This window comes from Burkholderia sp. SRS-W-2-2016 (assembly GCF_001931485.1).
GTDB lineage: Bacteria > Pseudomonadota > Gammaproteobacteria > Burkholderiales > Burkholderiaceae > Paraburkholderia.
Genome location: NZ_MSDV01000021.1, coordinates 130667 through 147157 on the forward strand (window position 1 = coordinate 130667; position 16491 = coordinate 147157).

15 protein-coding genes are annotated in these 16491 nt (G+C 65.6%); 5 read left to right on the forward strand and 10 right to left on the reverse strand.

The features are described from left to right. Window positions 1-224: 224 nt before the first annotated feature. Window positions 225-818 (forward strand): hypothetical protein, encoded by a 594-nt coding sequence (locus tag BTH42_RS09665; protein ID WP_075298669.1) that lies wholly within the window; start codon window positions 225-227, stop codon window positions 816-818. Between the two features lie 108 nt (window positions 819-926). Here BTH42_RS09665 and BTH42_RS09670 read toward each other — a convergent pair whose 3' ends face one another. Next, the gene (locus tag BTH42_RS09670) at window positions 927-2237 is read right to left on the reverse strand and encodes an MFS transporter (protein WP_075298346.1); all 1311 of its coding nucleotides are present in this window, start codon (window positions 2235-2237) and stop codon (window positions 927-929) included. Window positions 2238-2346: 109 nt separating this feature from the next. Then, on the reverse strand, window positions 2347-3441 hold the full coding sequence (locus tag BTH42_RS09675; protein WP_075298349.1) for a tartrate dehydrogenase: 1095 nt from the start codon (window positions 3439-3441) through the stop codon (window positions 2347-2349). A 119-nt stretch (window positions 3442-3560) separates the two neighbouring features. Here BTH42_RS09675 and BTH42_RS09680 point away from each other — a divergent pair, with 119 nt between their 5' ends. From BTH42_RS09680 to BTH42_RS09695, 4 genes are all read left to right on the forward strand, one after another. Continuing rightward, window positions 3561-4487, forward strand: coding sequence for a LysR substrate-binding domain-containing protein (locus BTH42_RS09680; RefSeq protein ID WP_075298672.1), 927 nt, complete (start codon window positions 3561-3563; stop codon window positions 4485-4487). A gap of 151 nt (window positions 4488-4638) precedes the next feature. Continuing rightward, window positions 4639-5937 (forward strand): TAXI family TRAP transporter solute-binding subunit, encoded by a 1299-nt coding sequence (locus tag BTH42_RS09685; RefSeq protein ID WP_075298352.1) that lies wholly within the window; start codon window positions 4639-4641, stop codon window positions 5935-5937. A gap of 239 nt (window positions 5938-6176) precedes the next feature. Next, a complete protein-coding gene (locus BTH42_RS09690) occupies window positions 6177-6371 on the forward strand; it encodes a DUF3562 domain-containing protein (protein WP_075298354.1) in 195 nt (64 codons plus the stop codon). A gap of 153 nt (window positions 6372-6524) precedes the next feature. Continuing rightward, window positions 6525-6986, forward strand: a complete 462-nt coding sequence (locus BTH42_RS09695) for a GNAT family N-acetyltransferase (protein WP_075298357.1) — start codon at window positions 6525-6527, stop codon at window positions 6984-6986. Window positions 6987-7079: 93 nt separating this feature from the next. On the opposite strand, the gene BTH42_RS09700 is transcribed toward BTH42_RS09695, so the two are convergent. Genes BTH42_RS09700 through BTH42_RS09735 form a run of 8 tightly spaced genes read right to left on the reverse strand, consistent with a single transcriptional unit; the run spans window position 7080 to window position 16469 of the window. After that, window positions 7080-8483: an MFS transporter gene (locus tag BTH42_RS09700; protein WP_075298360.1), complete on the reverse strand. Its 1404-nt coding sequence runs from the start codon at window positions 8481-8483 to the stop codon at window positions 7080-7082. A gap of 25 nt (window positions 8484-8508) precedes the next feature. Then, window positions 8509-9774, reverse strand: coding sequence for an NAD(P)/FAD-dependent oxidoreductase (locus BTH42_RS09705; protein WP_075298363.1), 1266 nt, complete (start codon window positions 9772-9774; stop codon window positions 8509-8511). Then, on the reverse strand, window positions 9767-10732 hold the full coding sequence (locus BTH42_RS09710; RefSeq protein WP_075298366.1) for a VOC family protein: 966 nt from the start codon (window positions 10730-10732) through the stop codon (window positions 9767-9769). The genes BTH42_RS09705 and BTH42_RS09710 overlap by 8 nt, the downstream gene beginning before the upstream one ends. 23 nt (window positions 10733-10755) lie before the next feature. Further along, window positions 10756-12246, reverse strand: coding sequence for an aldehyde dehydrogenase (locus BTH42_RS09715; RefSeq protein ID WP_075298369.1), 1491 nt, complete (start codon window positions 12244-12246; stop codon window positions 10756-10758). A 55-nt stretch (window positions 12247-12301) separates the two neighbouring features. Continuing rightward, a complete protein-coding gene (locus BTH42_RS09720) occupies window positions 12302-13132 on the reverse strand; it encodes an aspartate dehydrogenase (RefSeq protein WP_075298371.1) in 831 nt (276 codons plus the stop codon). After that, window positions 13125-14783 (reverse strand): thiamine pyrophosphate-binding protein, encoded by a 1659-nt coding sequence (locus tag BTH42_RS09725; protein WP_075298675.1) that lies wholly within the window; start codon window positions 14781-14783, stop codon window positions 13125-13127. The genes BTH42_RS09720 and BTH42_RS09725 overlap by 8 nt, the downstream gene beginning before the upstream one ends. Continuing rightward, complete coding sequence (locus BTH42_RS09730) at window positions 14776-15585, reverse strand: SDR family oxidoreductase (RefSeq protein WP_075298374.1); 810 nt, start codon at window positions 15583-15585, stop codon at window positions 14776-14778. The genes BTH42_RS09725 and BTH42_RS09730 overlap by 8 nt, the downstream gene beginning before the upstream one ends. Continuing rightward, window positions 15585-16469 (reverse strand): IclR family transcriptional regulator, encoded by an 885-nt coding sequence (locus tag BTH42_RS09735; RefSeq protein WP_075298377.1) that lies wholly within the window; start codon window positions 16467-16469, stop codon window positions 15585-15587. Before BTH42_RS09735 ends, BTH42_RS09730 begins: the two co-directional genes overlap by 1 nt. Window positions 16470-16491 lie beyond the last annotated feature (22 nt).

The following is a 16491-nucleotide window of genomic DNA, read 5'->3' on the forward strand; positions in this document are numbered from 1 at the left end:
ACTTCGGCCCATCCGCGAGTTCTCTCGCCGCGCCTTTCGGGAACAGCCGGCCGCTCCGCTGGCCGCTCGTCCTCTCCCCGCTGTGTTTCGACGCGGCGATGCCCGCCGGCATCGCGGCCCTTCCCTTTCATTGCGTGGATTCGAATCAGGCGCGAGGCCCTGTAACCGGGCTGCGGCTGCACGCCGCCAGATCGCGCGTCTGAGTCGCCAACAAGGAGATGATGATGAACATCCGTTATTTAGGCATCCTGTCGGCGACCGCCGCAGTGGTGCTGCTGTCGTTCAGTGGCGCAGTACAAGCCGGCGGTGGCCGCGGCGGTGACGGCGGCGGCACCTGCTCGACGGCCACGCTCAATGGCGCGTATGGCTTTATCGGTCACGGAGAAATTCTCGGCCTGCTCGATCCGAGCAACATGCTGCATCCGTTCACCACCCCGTCGATTCTCGATGACGTCGCGCTCATTTCGTTCGACGGCAAAGGCACCTTCACCCGCACCGATTTCGGCAGTATCAACGGCGTGCCGAAAGGCGGCGATACCGGCTTCAATCCGTTTCAAAGCGGCACTTACACGGTGAATGCGGATTGCACCGGCACGATGTCGGTGGTCTATACGGCGGGGGGCTCGGTGCCGGCCAATGTCGAAACCGATCTGAACATCGTGATCGTCGACGACGGCACGCAGATCGAGTCGGTGGTGTATCGGGCGTCGGTTCCGTTTGCACAGTCGGCGCCCGGCTATAGCTGCTCGATGAACTGCGTGCAGGGGGTGCAGGAAAGCTTCGAAGGCAAGAAGGTTTCGGTGCATGGGTTCAGGTAGGCGCTGCAGCGTGAAACGACGCCGGCCGCCGGAGTGATGATCCGGCGGCCGGTTCGTGTTTTCAGGTTGCGTGTTTCAGTTTGCGCGTTTCACGTGGTCGGGCAACCGTCAATGCCCATGCCGCTCCTCCACTCCCACCGGCGCGCGCCGCGTCTGCCGGCTCAGCATCAACGTCACCACCGCCGACACCGCCAACGTCGCACCGACCACATACAACCCCGCCGCATAACCGCCGGTCACGTTCTTGAGCCAGCCGATCGCAAACGGTCCGACGAAGCCGCCCAGGTTACCCACCGAATTGATCATCGCGATCCCGGCAGCGGCGCCCGCTCCGGACAGGAACATGCTCGGCATCGCCCACAACGGCGCCTTCGCCGCGCTGATGCCGATATTCACGATCACCAGCGCCAGCACGATCATCAACGCGGTCGTTGCGTTGCCGGCGAACAGGAAACCGACGCAAGCCAATACACACGGAATCACCACGTGCCACGTGCGTTCCTCGGTACGGTCCGAGTGCTTCGCCCACAACACCATCGCGATCACCGCGAGCACGCTCGGCACACCGGCGAGCAAGCCCGTTTCGAACGACCCGAAACCATACTGACGAATGATCAACGGCGCCCACAAGCCGAGCGTATACAGCCCCGCCGACGTGCCGAAGTAGATCAGCGCCAACGCCAGCACCCGCGGATCGCGCAACGCACTAAGCGCGCCGGCCGTGTGCCCGGTATGCGCCTGGCGCGCATCGGCCTCGCTCCTGAGCTTCGCGATCAGCCACTCGCGCTCGTCCGGCTGCAGCCACTGCGCTTGCGCGGGCTTGTCGGTCAGATACTTGAGCACGAAGAAGCCGAGCACGATCGCCGGCACCGCTTCGATGATGTACAGCAACTGCCAGTCGGCGAGGCCGGCGATCGGCGGCAGCTTCATGATCGCGCCGGACAACGGCGAGCCGATCGCGGTCGAGATCGGCGCGGCGGCCATGAACCACGCGGCCGCGACCGCGCGCTGACGGGTCGGAAACCACAGGCTCAGATACAGGATGATGCCGGGAAAGAAGCCCGCTTCCGCGACGCCGAGAATGAAGCGCAGCGCGTAAAAGCTGTTCGGCCCGACCACGAACGCGGACGCGAGCGACACGATCCCCCACGACACCATCACGCGCGCAATCCAGCGGCGCGCGCCGACCTTGTGCAGGATCAGGTTCGACGGCACTTCGAACAGAAAGTAGCCGATGAAGAACAGCCCGCCGCCCAGTCCGAACGCGGTCGGCGAAAGACCGATCGCCTTGTTCATCGTGAGCGCGGCAAAGCCGACGTTCACGCGATCGAGAAAGCTCACGAAATACAGCAGCATCACGAACGGGATGATCCGCAGCATCAGCTTGCGGGACACCCGGGTTTCGAGTTCGGAAGTCATTGTCTCCTCCTGCGGCGCGCGGCGCGAAACGCCGCGCGCAAGCTTGACGCCGGCCGTCGTTGGGCCGTGCTGATCAGATGAGGTGGGTGCGGCGCGAGCGCGCCGCCGCTCAGGCCGCGTTCGCCGCCGGCGCCGCTGCCTGCTCGATGAACGCGCACACTGCCGCGGTCACCTGTGCGGTGGTCGCGTTGCCGCCGAGGTCCCGCGTATGCAGCGCCTTGTTCGCGGTGACCGCTTCGATCGCCTGCATCACGCGGCGCGCGGCGTCGGTTTCGCCGAGGTGTTCGAGCAGCATCACGACCGACCAGAAGGTGCCGACCGGATTCGCGAGGCCCTTGCCCATGATGTCGAACGCGGAGCCGTGGATCGGCTCGAACATCGACGGATAGCGGTGCTCGGGATCGATGTTGCCGGTCGGCGCAATGCCGAGGCTGCCCGCCAGCGCGGCCGCGAGGTCGCTGAGAATGTCGGCGTGCAGATTGGTCGCGACGATCGTGTCGAGCGTGGCCGGCCGGTTGACCATCCGCGCGGTCGCCGCGTCGACTAGTTCCTTGTCCCACGTGACGTCCGGAAACTCCTTCGACACTTCGAGCGCGATCTCGTCCCACATCACCATCGCGTGACGCTGTGCGTTGCTCTTCGTAATCACGGTGAGCAGCTTGCGCGGGCGCGACTGCGCGAGCCGGAACGCGAAGCGCATGATCCGTTCGACGCCGGCGCGCGTGAGGATCGACACATCGGTCGCCGCTTCGATCGGATGCCCTTGGTGCACGCGACCGCCGACGCCCGAATATTCGCCCTCCGAATTTTCTCGCACGATCACCCAGTTCAGGTCCTCGGGCTTGCAGTACTTCAGCGGCGCATCGATGCCGGGCAGGATGCGGGTCGGCCGCACGTTCGCGTACTGGTCGAAGCCCTGGCAGATCTTCAGCCGCAGACCCCACAGCGTGATGTGGTCGGGAATGTCCTTGTCGCCCGCCGAGCCGAACAGGATCGCGTCCTTGTCGCGGATCGCGTCGAGGCCGTTCGCCGGCATCATCACGCCGTGCTCGCGGTAGTAGTCGCCGCCCCAGTCGAAGTTCTCGAACTCGAACGCGAATGCGCGGGTGCTGTTCGCGAGCGCGTCGAGCACTTGCGCGCCGGCCGGTACGACCTCCTTGCCGATGCCGTCGCCGGGGATGGTTGCGATGCGATAGGTTTTCATGTCTCCGTCCTTTGTGAAGGGTGTATGGCTTCACTCTAGCGCGCTCTCACGGCTAAAAACCGGTGCTAAACTCAAAGCATCTTTAACTTCAATTCACAAATGAAATGGCTGCCAACGCGCTGCGCGACACCGTCCAGCCGGCCGATCTGAGCTTTTTTTCGACGCTCGCCGCGAGCGGCAGCCTGAGCGCGGCCGCCCGCGAGCTGGGCCTGACGGCCGCCGCGGTCAGCAAGCGGCTCACGCAGATGGAGCAGCGCGCGGGCGTCGCGCTGGTCAACCGCACCACGCGGCGGATGATGTTGACGCCCGAAGGCGAGCTGTATCTCGCGCACGCGCGGCGGATTCTCGACGAGATCGACGAACTCGCGGAACTGCTCGGCGCGGCCAAGCAAACGCCGAAGGGCCTCTTGCGCGTGAACGCGACGCTCGGCTTCGGGCGCGGTTATGTCGGGCCGGCCATTTCGCGTTTCGTCGCGAAGTACCCGCAGGTGTCCGTGCAGTTGCAGCTGTCGGTCACCCCGCCGCCGCTGACCGACGACAGCTACGACGTCTGCATCCGTTTCGGCGAGCCGCCCGATACCCGCGTGGTCGCGCGCCGCCTCGCGCCGAACCGGCGTCTGTTGTGCGCGGCGCCGTCGTACCTCGCCGCGCGCGGCACGCCGTTAAATGCTCGCGATCTGAGCCGCCACGACTGCATCGGCATCCGTCAGGGCGACGAAGCCTACGGCGTGTGGCGGCTCACTTCCGGACGCGGCGCCGCGCGCAAGACCGAAGCGGTGCGCATCAAAGGCACGCTGACCACCAACGACGGCGAGATCGCCGTCAAATGGGCGCTCGCCGGCCACGGCATCCTGATGCGCGCGGAGTGGGACATCCGCCAGTATCTGGCCGACGGCTCGCTGGTCCAGCTGCTCGCCGATCACGACACGCCGAACGCCGACATCTTCGCGGTCTATTCGCCGCGCCATCAGATGTCGAACCGGATCCGCACGTTCGTCGAGTTCATCGCGCGGGATCTGAGCAGCGACGCCGGCTCGCTCGGGTAGGGCTTCTGGTATCGTAAAGCGCCATAAACCATAAGCCGGAGCGCCCGCTATTCACCGACGCGGCGCTCCTTCAGAGGCACATCAACACAAAGAGAGATGGGTAACGATGCGCAGACCTAACCCGGCGCTCCATCGTAGTCAGCGCGTGCCGATGACGCGCGCGCGGCGACGTATTCTGACCGTCGGCGCGATCGTGCTGTTCGCGATAGCGGGCTGGATCGTCGCGCTGGTGCTGCAACCGGCGTTCCAACGCACGATCGTCATCACCACCGGCGCGGACAACGGCATCTATCGCGGCTTTGCCGATCGCTACGCGCCGCTGCTCAAACGCGAAGGGATCAAGCTCGACATTCGCAGCTCCTCGGGCTCGGTCGAAAACTACCAGCGCCTCACGGACCCCGACAGCGCGTACCAGGTCGGCTTCATCCAGTCCGGCACCGTCACGCCGCAAGACACCGACGCGCTGCAAACGATCGCCGCCGTGTCGTACGAACCGATCTGGGTGTTCTACCGCGGCGACACGACGATCGACCGGCTCTCGCAACTGCGCGGCAAACGCATTTCGATAGGCGTGCCAGGCAGCGGCCTGCTGCACGTTTCGCAGACGCTGCTCGGCTATAGCGGCATCACGAACCAGAACACCACGCTGTTGCAGATGGCCGCGAACGACGCGTACCAGGGGCTCGAAAGCGGCCAGATCGATGCGGCGTTCTTTATCGGCCGGCCGGATGCCGAGATGCAGCGCACGCTGCTCACCAGCGACCTGAAGCTGATGAGCTTCGCGCAGGCCGATGCGCTCGCGCAGAAATTCCCGTCGCTGTCGAAGATCGTGTTGCCGCGCGCATCGACCAGCGTCGCCGACGACCTGCCGCGCCACGACGTCACGCTGCTCGCGGCGACCGCGCTGCTGGTGTCGAAGGACACGCTGCATCCGGCGCTCGTCTATCTGCTCCTCGACGCGGCGCGCACCGTGCACGGCGGCGAGGACTACTTCACGCCGCTCGGCACGTTTCCGAATCTGCGCACCGAAGAATTCCCGATCTCCGACGAGAGCGTGCGCTACTTCAAATCGGGCCGGCCGTTCCTGTATCGCTATCTGCCGTTCTGGCTCGCGAGCCTGATCGAGCGACGGCTGCTGATCCTGGTGCCGTTCCTCGCGCTGCTGATCGGCCTCGGCCAGGCATTGCCGCGGATGCTCGAAACGCGGATGAAAAAGCGCCTCGTGGTCTGGTATCGCGAGATCAAGGCGCTGGAGGACGAGGTGTGGAAAAACCCTAATCCGACCCGCGCGCAGATCGCCCAATGGAATGAAGAAATCGAAAGTATCGATGCGAACGCGAGCCTGATCCGGATTCCGTACCAATACTTTCAGGACGTTTATGCATTGAAGCAGGCGATCGGGATCGTGCGCGACCGGATTGCGCACGTCGCGGAGAAGGTGGGCAAATAGTCGCGCGCCGCTTGCACGCGGTGCACATATCCGGGGCGTCGATTGCCGCGCGGTCCGTTGATTTTCCGCGCGGCCCCGCCGGCAGGGCCTGCACGGTTGCGCAAGCAAAAAATCTCTGTGGCGCAAAATCAAACGATAGTTCGATTCAATTGGCGGGCTTGCCGATCGCATCCTGTAATGGACACCTGCTGTCCGCGTTCCGCCCATTACCGCCTACCGCGTTTTCCCGGAGAGATCCTATGTCGCAGCCCGAGCCGAAAATCGACGAAGTCGTGAAAAGCATCGCCGAAGAAACCGATACACCGGCGGAAACGGTGTCGCGGATGTACACCGAAACGCTCGCCGACTATCGCCATCAGGCCAGGGTGCTCGACTACGTGCCGCTGTTCGCGGCGAAAAAGGTTCGCAACGAACTGCGTCATCGCAAGCACTGACTGGCTCGCGCGCGGCGCGTTGCGCCGGGTGCGTGGTCCCAGGTTTCGCGCCGGTCGTGGAGCTAACAATCGTGCGACGAATTTCCTATCCTGACGGTTCATCAATTTTCAGCGGGCGCGCCGCCGCCCGCCGACCGCTCAGGAACCTCGCCCATGTCCGCTTCGCCGCAGATTCGCGCTGTCACCCGTGACGATTTCGACGCCTGGCTGCCGCTGTGGGACGCGTATAACGCGTTCTACGGCCGCTCCGGCGAGACCGCGTTGCCGCGCGAAATCACGCACATTACGTGGAACCGTTTTTTCGACGGCTATGAGCCGATGCATGCGTTCGTCGCGGAACGCGAAGGACAGCTGCTCGGCCTCGTGCATTTCCTCTATCACCGTCACACGACGATGGCCGGCCCGACCTGCTATCTGCAGGACCTGTACACGCTCGACAGCGAACGCGGCAAAGGCGTCGGCCGCGCGCTGATCGAAGCGGTGTATGCGCGCGCGAAGGCCGACGGCGCCGAGCGCGTGTACTGGCTGACCCACGAGACCAATCACACCGCGATGCGGCTGTACGACAAGGTGGCGGAGAAGTCGGGCTTCGTCGTGTATCGCAAGGCGTTGTGACGCGCAACGCGGCGCGGCAAAGACAAAAGGCGCACCCGAGGGTGCGCCTTTTATTTCACTACTGACTGCTGCGTGAGCAATACCGCTCGGGCATCAAGCCTCCAGCTGCTCCAGCACCTTGCCCTTCGTCTCGATCCCGAGGAGGTGCACCGCGATCGCCGCGAGGAACGGCACCGCCGCGAGGATATAGAACGCGACGTCCAGGTTGCCGCCGATCATCGTCTTCGACACGATCGTCGGCGCGAAGATCGCCGCCACCTTCAGCCACGCGCCGCCGACTCCGCAGCCCATCGCGCGGATGCTGGTCGGGTACAGCTCCGGCGTATACACGTAAGCGGTAATGAAGCCGCTCGCGAGGAAGCCGAGCGCCAGCGCGCAGCAGGTCGCGACCACGTACACCGACGAGTTATGCAGCACACCCGCCGCCGCCAGCGAAATCGCGCACAGCAGGAACGAGATGTTGATGATCGGCTTGCGGCCAACCGTATCGACCAGCAGCGCACAGGCGAGCGAACCGAGCACGCCGAGCACCGACGCGGCCACCGCCAGATTCAGCGCGAGTTGCAGCGGCGCGTGATAGACGGTGCGGTAGATCGTCGGCAGCCAGGTGGACAGACCGTACTGGATGAAGCCGCAGGTGATCCACAGCATCGCGACCGCCAGCGTGCGCTTCAGATAGGCCTTGCCGAACAGATCCGCGACGCGGCGCTTCGGATGGCGGTTGACCATCTCGTCGAACTCCTGCGCATGGGCAACCGGCGGCAGCGGCACCTTGGCCGCGCGTTCGAATGCAAGCACCGCGGAATCGGCTTCGGCCATCCGGTCGCGTACCGCGAGCCAGCGCGGCGATTCCGGCACCAGCTTGCGCAGCACGAAGAACAGGATCAACGGCGCGCCGCCGATGAAGTACATCGCCTGCCAGCCGAAGCGCGGCACGATCCACGCGCCCATCGCGCTCGACGCGAGCAGGCCGATCGGGAACACGATCTCGTACAGCAGCACGAAACGTCCACGGCCATGCGCGCGGCTGATTTCGTTGATGTAGGTCGCGGCCACCGGCAATTCGCCGCCGAGCCCGAGACCCTGCACGATGCGCAACGCGACGAACACCGCGAAGGTCGGCGCGAAACCGCACGCAATACTCGTAATGCCGATGATCCCCGAGCTCAGCGCAATCGCCTTCACGCGGCCCGCGCGTTCCGCGTACCACGGAAACAGGAACGCCCCTATCAGTTGTCCTACGGAACCCGAGCCAAGCAAAAAGCCGATGTCCCACGGCGTCAGGTTCCACTTCGCGATCAACAGCGGCAACGTGGTCGCGATCGCGATCACGTCGAAGCCGTCGAAGAAAGTCGCGAGTCCGATCAGAATCCGCGCGCGCACCTGCAACCGGTTGCGCGGCATCCGCTCGAGACGGGCGATGATCGAGCCCTGCGTAACCGCGCCTGCAACGCCGGCGCTGCTACGGTCTCCGGTAGTGTTATCGATGGTTCTCATGCCAGGGTGCCGTCCGTATAAGTGGTTAGGCAAGCGCCGTTGAGGCGTCAGTCAGGGTGGCAAGGTCGATGGTCCGGCCTTGGTTCATCCACTTGCGCGAGAGCTTCAGCTCACGCGGGGTGTTGATCGCGATCACGCCGCGAATCGCGTTGTCTTCCAGATAAAACAGGGTCGCGCGTTTGCCGGGCAGATCGCCGCGCACCGCGAGCTGCGCATTGGCGGGAATGTCGCCGAGGATCTGCAAATTCACGTCGTACTGATCGGACCAGAACCACGGAATGTCCGCGTACGGCTCGAAGGTGCCGAGCAGCGCTTTGGCGGTCGAGATCGCCTGGTTCTGCGCGTTCGCCCACGATTCGAGCCGCACCCGGCGCTTGAGCCACGCGCTCGGATGGTTCGCCACGTCGCCGCACGCGAAGATGCGCGGGTCGTCGGTCGCGCCGAAGTGATCGACCACGATGCCGTCGTCGACCTTCACGCCGGCCGCCTGCGCGAGCGCCGTGTGCGGCGCGAGGCCGATGCCCGCCACCGCGAAATCGGCGTCGAGCGTCGAGCCGTCGGCGAAGGTTGCGCGAATCCGCTGCGCGTCGTTCGGGTGATCTTCGAGCTTGACCAGCGCCGCGTTCAGCCGCACGTCGACGCCGTTCGCGCGATGCAACTCCAGCAGGAAGTTCGACACCAGCGGCGGCAGCGAGCGCGCGCACAGACGCGGCGCGCCTTCCACCACACTCGCCGCGACGCCGAGCTTGCGCGCGGTCGCCGCGACTTCGAGACCGATCCAGCCGCCGCCGATCACCAGCACGCGCTTGCTCGCGCGCAGCCGTTCGCCGAGCGCGACCGCTTCGTCGAGCGTGCGCAGATAGGCGATGTGCGAGGTCTTCACCAACGCGTCGGGCAGACGGCGCGCGGCGCCGCCGGTCGCGATCACGAGGCGGTCGTACTGCACTTCACGACCCGACTGGGTACGCACGATCCGTTGCTCGCGATCGATCGAGGTCGCGCAATCCGGCTGCCATGCTTCGACGTTCAGCGCGTCGAAATCGTCGGGCTTCACGAGACGCACCGTGTCGATGTCCGCTTCGCCGGCGAGCACCGCCTTCGACAACGGCGGGCGCTCGTACGGCAGATGCACTTCGTCGGCGATCATCACGAGGCGGCCGTCGAAGCCTTCCTTGCGCAGCGTCTTCACGATCCAGCCGGCCGCCTGGCCGCCGCCGATCACGACGATCGTGCGCGGCGCGTCGAGCCCGGCATGCGCGGCTTGCGCCTTTTCGGTAGCAGCGTCAGTCATTTTTGCGCTCCGTCATGAACTTGCCCTCCGGCGCCTTCGCATCTTTCTGGCGCCGGGTATTGCCGTCGATCCCGCCGTCGATCGCCCATTCGGCGAACACGGTCGGGCCCGGTTCGAACTCGCGCGGCTGCCATTCCGGCGTCAACTGGTCTTCGTCCGCGTAGTACTCGATCAGCGAGCCGGCCGGATTCTTGAAGTACCAGAAGTACGCCGACGACACCGGATGACGACCCGGGCCGAGCTGGGTTTCCCAGCCGCAACGGTTGATGTGCATCCCGCCGCCGAACACTTCGTGGATATCGCGTACGGTGAACGCGACGTGGTTCAGCCCGCGCTTGCCGTTCGGCAGCGCCAGCAGGAACAGGTCGTGGTGACCGCCGTGCGGCGCGCAGCGCATGAACGCGCCGCGGCCCGGATAACGGTCCGAGGTCTCGAAGCCGAGCAGCTCGTGATAGAACTTTTCCTGTTCCGCGAGGTTGTTCGTGAAGAACACCACGTGGCCCACTTCGATCGGCTCCGCGCGTTCGTAGATCGGCGACGGCTGATCCACGCGCAGCGTCTGGCCCCACACGTTCGACGGCGAACCCTGCACGTCGAGCGCCCATTTACGCGTGACTTCGACGCGGATCGCCATCCCGTTCGGATCGATGCAGCCGACCGCGTCAGCGGTTTCGAAGTGGCCCGGCTGGCCGGCGAAGCGGCCGCGCAGTTCGTCGAGTTCCGCCTGCGTGGCGACGCCCCACGTCACTTCGCGCAGCGTCGGGCCTTCTTCGAACGCGGGCGGCAGCGACGCGTCGTTCGCATCGACGACCAGCACCGTGCAGCCGTTCTGCGTGATGAAGCGCGCGTGCGTGTCGTCGTGCGCGGTCTCTTTCAGGCCCCAGTCCGCGAAAAAACGCCGACAGGTAGCGAGCGCCGTCACGCCGTAAGTAATCTGTTCAATGCCGAGAATCGTCATAACGTGCCTCTTCGTTGCCCGCGTTAGTTCGCCCACGCCAGCGGCGCGTCGTTCAAGCCCCAGTAGAGGCTCTTCTGTTGCATGTATTCGCGAATGCCGAGACGGCCTTTTTCGCGTCCCATTCCGCTCTCTTTCCAGCCGCTGAACGGCGTCGAGATCGAGAACAGCTTGTAGGTGTTGATCCAGATCGTGCCGGCTTCGAGGCCGCGCGCGATCCGGTAGGCGCGCTTGTAGTCGCGCGTCCAGATGCCGGCGGCGAGGCCGAACACGCTGTTATTCGCTTCCTTCAGGAGTGCGGCTTCGTCGTCGAACGGCATCGCGACGAGCACCGGGCCGAAGATTTCTTCCTGGCAGATCTTCGCGTCGTTCGAGAGGCCTTCGAGAATCGTCGGCTGGAAATAGGTGCCGGCTTCACGGCCGTCGCCGACCGGACGCTCGCCGCCGCACAGCAGACGGCCGCCCTCTTCGAGACCGAGCGCGACATAGCGTTCGATCGTCTCGCGATGCGCTTGCGTGATCAGCGGACCCATCTGCGTGTTCTCGCGCGACGGATCGCCGACGCGCAGCTTCTTCGCGCCAGCCACCAGGCGTTGCATGAATTCGTTGTAAATCGAGCGCTGCACGAACAGCCGCGAGCCGGCGATGCACGCCTCGCCCGACGAGCTGAAAATGCCGTACAGCACGCCGTTTACCGCGTGATCGAGATCGGCGTCGTCGAACACGATGGTCGGCGACTTGCCGCCCAGTTCGAGCGAGACCGGCATCAGCTTGTCCGCCGCGATGCGCGCGATTCCGCGGCCCACTTCGGTGCCGCCGGTAAACGACACCTTCTTCACCAGCGGATGACGCACCAGCACGTCGCCGATCACCGAGCCCTTGCCCGGCAGCACGCTGACCACGCCCTTCGGCACGCCCGCTTCCTCGCAGATGCGAGCGAGCGCGAGCGACACCAGCGGCGTCACTTCGGCCGGCTTCAGCACGACTGCGTTGCCACCGGCAAGCGCCGGCGCGAGTTTCTGCGCGTCGGACGCGATCGGCGAATTCCACGGCGTGATCGCCGCGATCACGCCGATCGGCTCGTACACGCTCATCGTCAGATAGTCGCCGCGCGACGGCGTGACTTCTTCGTCGAGCGTTTCGAGGCAGGCCGCGAAATAGCGGAACGTATTGGCCGCGCTCGCGACCAGCACGCGCGTTTCGCTGATCGGCTTGCCGTTGTCGCGGCGCTGCAGGTTCGCCAACGCTTCGTGGCGCGCCATGATCAGGTCGGCTATCCGATACAGGATCAGCGCGCGCTGATGCGGCTTCAGACCCGACCAGTTGGGCTTGCGCCAGGCCGCGTCGGCGGCTTCGATCGCTTCGCGCGCGTCGTCCGCGTTGGCCGTCGAGATTTCCATGTTGACCGACTGATCCGCCGGATACAGGCTTTTATACGGGTTGCCACGCCCTTGCCGCCATTCGCCGCCGATAAAAATATCGCCGTTGGGCACGAGGCTGGTATCGAAGTGAGTCATGTCGGTCGTTCCGGTTGCTATCAGGCCAGGGTCTTGAAGCGGGTCTAGCGAGTCGTTAAATCACGCAGCGCGCCGCGCGATTGCGCAGTGCACGGATCGCGCTGAACGCGGTCAGCGCGGAGGTCTTCGGGTTGTCCGGCAGCGGCTTGCCGCTCATTTCCAGCGACATCTCGCCGAACGCGCCGCGCGCGACGATCCGGTGCACGTTGCGGCTCACGTGCGGGTCGGCGATCAGCCGCACCGTCGTGTTGTCGAGCCCGAGTCCGGCGAGCGCGATCGTCGCGGCGACGTTCGCGTTCTTCGGATAGAGCCGCGCCGCGTCGCGCGCGCTGCCTTCGAAAATCACTTTCTCTTCGGTCAGCGAAGCCAGCTCGCAGACCTGTTCGGCCGGCGTGCCGAGCCAGCCGGTCGGCGGCTTGCGGCCGGTGTACAGCACTTCGTCGAGACCGCCGAAGCGCGCGGCCGAGATCGCATCGACGCCGCCGATCGCACCGGACAGCAGCGTGAGCGTCGCGTCGCCCGCGTCGGCGGCCGCGGCCAGCGCGTCGAGCAGCGCGACATCCGACAGCGCGCCGATCGACGCGACCGCGCAATCGACGCCGTCCTTCAACAGCGGCACCACGTGATCGACCAGCGCGCCGTGGCCCGCGCACTCGAGCACGAACTCGGGCTTGCGGCTCAGCGCCGGCACCGACGACACCACATCGACCGATGCGCCGACCGCTTCACGCACCGACGCGATCTGATGCTCGGGCACGATCACGTGCGACACGCGCACCGCCGGATCGGCGACGACCGAGCGATACACGGTCTGGCCGATCGCGCCGAAGCCGATCATCGCGATATCGACGGGCGCGTGCTGGCCCGCGTAGCAGGCTTCATGCATGTTCCGGCTCCTCTTTCTTGACCGGCGGGCCCGCGAACGCGGTGGTGAACGAGCCGACCGACAGCATGTCCACTTCGACCAGCACCGGACCCGTCTGCGCCATCCCTTCGCGGATGATCGACGCGGCGTCGTCGAGCGACTTGATCCGGTAGTGCGGCAGCTTCAGGCTTTCGCAGAACTGGGCAAAGTCCGGCTGGTGCAGTTGCACGAAGCAGCGGCGGCCACCGTATTGCGCGTCCTGGATGTTGCGGATCACGCCGTAGCACTGGTCGTTCATCAGCACGATCATCACGTTGGCGTTTTCCTGCACGGCCGTGGCGAGTTCGCCGACGTTGACCATCAGGCCGCCGTCGCCGCACAGCGCGACGGTCTTCGCCGCGTTGCCAGCAAGCGCCGCGCCGATGCCCATCTGCATCCCCTGGCCGATGCCGCCGCCGAGCGCGTGCACGCCCGCGCGCGCGTTGAAGATCTTCAGCAGGCGGTTGCCCCACGTGCTGTTCGAGATCGTCACGTCACGCACCCAGTTGTAGTCGCGGCCCACGGCTTCCTGCAGTGCGTCGACGAGGCGCTTGTACGGGCCGAGGCCCTTGCTGACGTCGGCGACCGCGCTTTCGCGGGCGGCGGCGAGATCTTGCGCGAATTGCGGATCGACCTTGAGGCGGCCTTCGAGCAGCGTCGCGAGTTCGTCGAGCACCGCAGCGGCGTCGCCGTGGATAAACATCTCGTTGCGATAGCCGCGGTTGTCGGCGAGCGCATCGGCGTCGATCCGGAACAGCGGCTGCGGCAGCGCGAGCTTGTACTTCAGCGTTTCGTTGCCGCGCAGACGCGAGCCGACCACCACCAGCGCGTCGCAAGTCTTGTAGAAGCTTTCGACCGCCGCGTGCACGTTGAACGCGCCGAGCGTGGCCGGATGATCTTCGGGCAGCACGCCGCGGCCCTGCACGCTGGTCACCACGCCGAAGCCGAGCGCGACCAGACGTTCGACCGCCGCGCGCGCATGCCGGGTGCCGCCGCCGAGCCACAGCAGCGGACGCTTCTTCTGCGCCAGTTGCTCGGCCAGTTGCTTCACACGGTCGCTGCAATGCGTGAGCGTGGTCACGTGCGGCGCGGCCAGATCGTTCGGCCATTCGATTTCGGCGGCCTGGATGTCGATCGGAATCTCGACGCTGACCGGGCCGCTCGGCGCCGTTTGCGCAACGCGCACCGCTTCGCGGATCGTCGGCAGCGCGGTTTCGACCGAGCGCACGCGGAACGCGGCCTTCGAGATCGATTGCAGCATCGACAGTTGATCCGGCGCTTCGTGGATATACGCGAGGTCCTGATCGAGATATTCGGTTTCGATCTGGCCGGTCACGTGCAGCAGCGCGGTGCCCGCGGTCAGTGCTTCGACCATCGCGCCCGCCGCGTTGCCCGCCGCGGTGCCGGTGCTGGTGAACGCGACGCCGAGGCCGCCGGAGACGCGCGCGAGACCGTCGGCCATGTTCACCGCGCCGGCTTCGCCGCGTGCGCCGACATAGCGGATCTTGCCGCGCGTGTTGATCGCGTCGAGGATCGGCATGTTGTGGATCGAGATCACGCCGAATGCGGTTTGAACGCCGCACTGCTCGAGAAAGGCGGCGATCAGCTCGCCAACGGTAGTTTTGTTAGACATGTCGTGCAACGCCTCCAGAAACATCGATGTGACTGCCAGTCGTGTACGACGACAGCGGGGTAGCCAGATAAAAGAGCGCCTGTGCGGCTTCTTCGGGGCGGCCGAAGCGGCCGAGCGGAATGTTTTTCTTGCGCGCCAGTTCGCCGGTCCAGTCTTCCCAGCTCTGGCCGGGGGCCGCCTGGGTCGCGTAACGGCGACGCCACTGCCCCGACTCGACGATGCCGATCAGGATCGAGTTCACGCGAATCCGCTGCGGCGCGAATTCGACCGCGAGCGATTTGGTCAGGCTCAGCAAGCCCGCGCGCGCCGACGAGGTCGCCACCATATGCGGCTCCGGTTGCAGCGCGAGCAGCGAGTTCACGTTGACGATCGCCGCGTTGCGGCCGGCGCTCGCGGTGTCGCGCAGCATCGGCAGGAACGCGCGGGTCGGACGGATCACGCCGAAGTACTTCAGTTCGAGTTCTTCGCGCCATGCTTCGTCGCTGGTGTCCGCGAAGGTCGACACGCGGCCCTGGCCGGCGTTGTTGACCAGCATGTCGGTGCGGCCGAAGCGCTCCCGCACCGCTTGCGCGAATGCGTCCACGTCGTTCGCGTCGAGCACGTCGCAGCGCTGCGCGAGCAATGGCGCGCCCGGCACCTTGCCGGTCAGCGCGGCTTGCGCGTCTTGCAGACGGCCGGTATCGCGGCCGCAGATCGCGACCGATGCGCCCGCGCGCAGAAACTGTTCGGCGGTTGCGAGGCCGATGCCGGACGAACCGCCCGTCACCACCGCGACCTGTCCGGTCAAATCGATTTGGATCATCAGAGCCCCAATGCCTTCATGTACGTGTTGCCACCGTTCGGCCCAGACTTCGGCCGGTAATTGAGTCGCTGCGAGAGTTCGTCGGCTGCGCGGCGCACCTTGTCGACGAGACCGTGATCGAGCAGCTCCGCGTCGATCTCGCGGCGCGGAATCGTCGTCGTGATCACCGCGACGATGCGGTTGGTGTCGTTGCGAACCGGCGCGCTGACCACCGAAATGCCGCGTTCGAACGACGACTCGCTGATCGCGAAACCGCGCCGCGCGTCGTCGCGAATCCGTTCGTACAGCTCATGGATCGTGGCCGGCGTTTGCGCGGTGAAGCGCTCGAGCTCCGGTTCCGGGTACAGCTTCTTCAGTTCTTCGAACGTCAGGTCGCCCATCAGTACCTGACCGTGGGTCGTCGCATACGCGGGCAGGCGGGTGCCGACGTTGACCTTCACCGAGCTGAAAATCGGCGCATGGCTTTGCGCCTTCGCGACGAACACGACGTCGCGGCCGTCGCGAATCACGATGTGGCTCGTGAGGCCGGTGTCGTTGCGCAGCGCTTCGATGATCGGCAGACCGAGATCGGTCAATTCCAGCGAGCTCAGATATTCGAAGCCCAGACGCAGCACCGCGATGCCGAGGCGATAGTTGCGGTCCTTGTCCGCGCGTTCGAGAAAGCCGAGCGATTCGAGCGTCTGCAGCAGACGGAATACCGTGGTGCGCGGAATGTTCAGACGGCGCGACAGTTCGGGCGCGCCGAGCACGGGCTCGCGCGGCGAGAACTGCATCAGAATTCTCAGGCCGCGTTCGAGACCGGGCACGCGGTAACCGCCATCGGCGCCGGCTTCGTTGCGCTCGGCGTCGCCGGCGCGTTCGTCGTCAAGGGTGTCGGGTGTCATGGGTTGGCTCCGCATTGGCTCG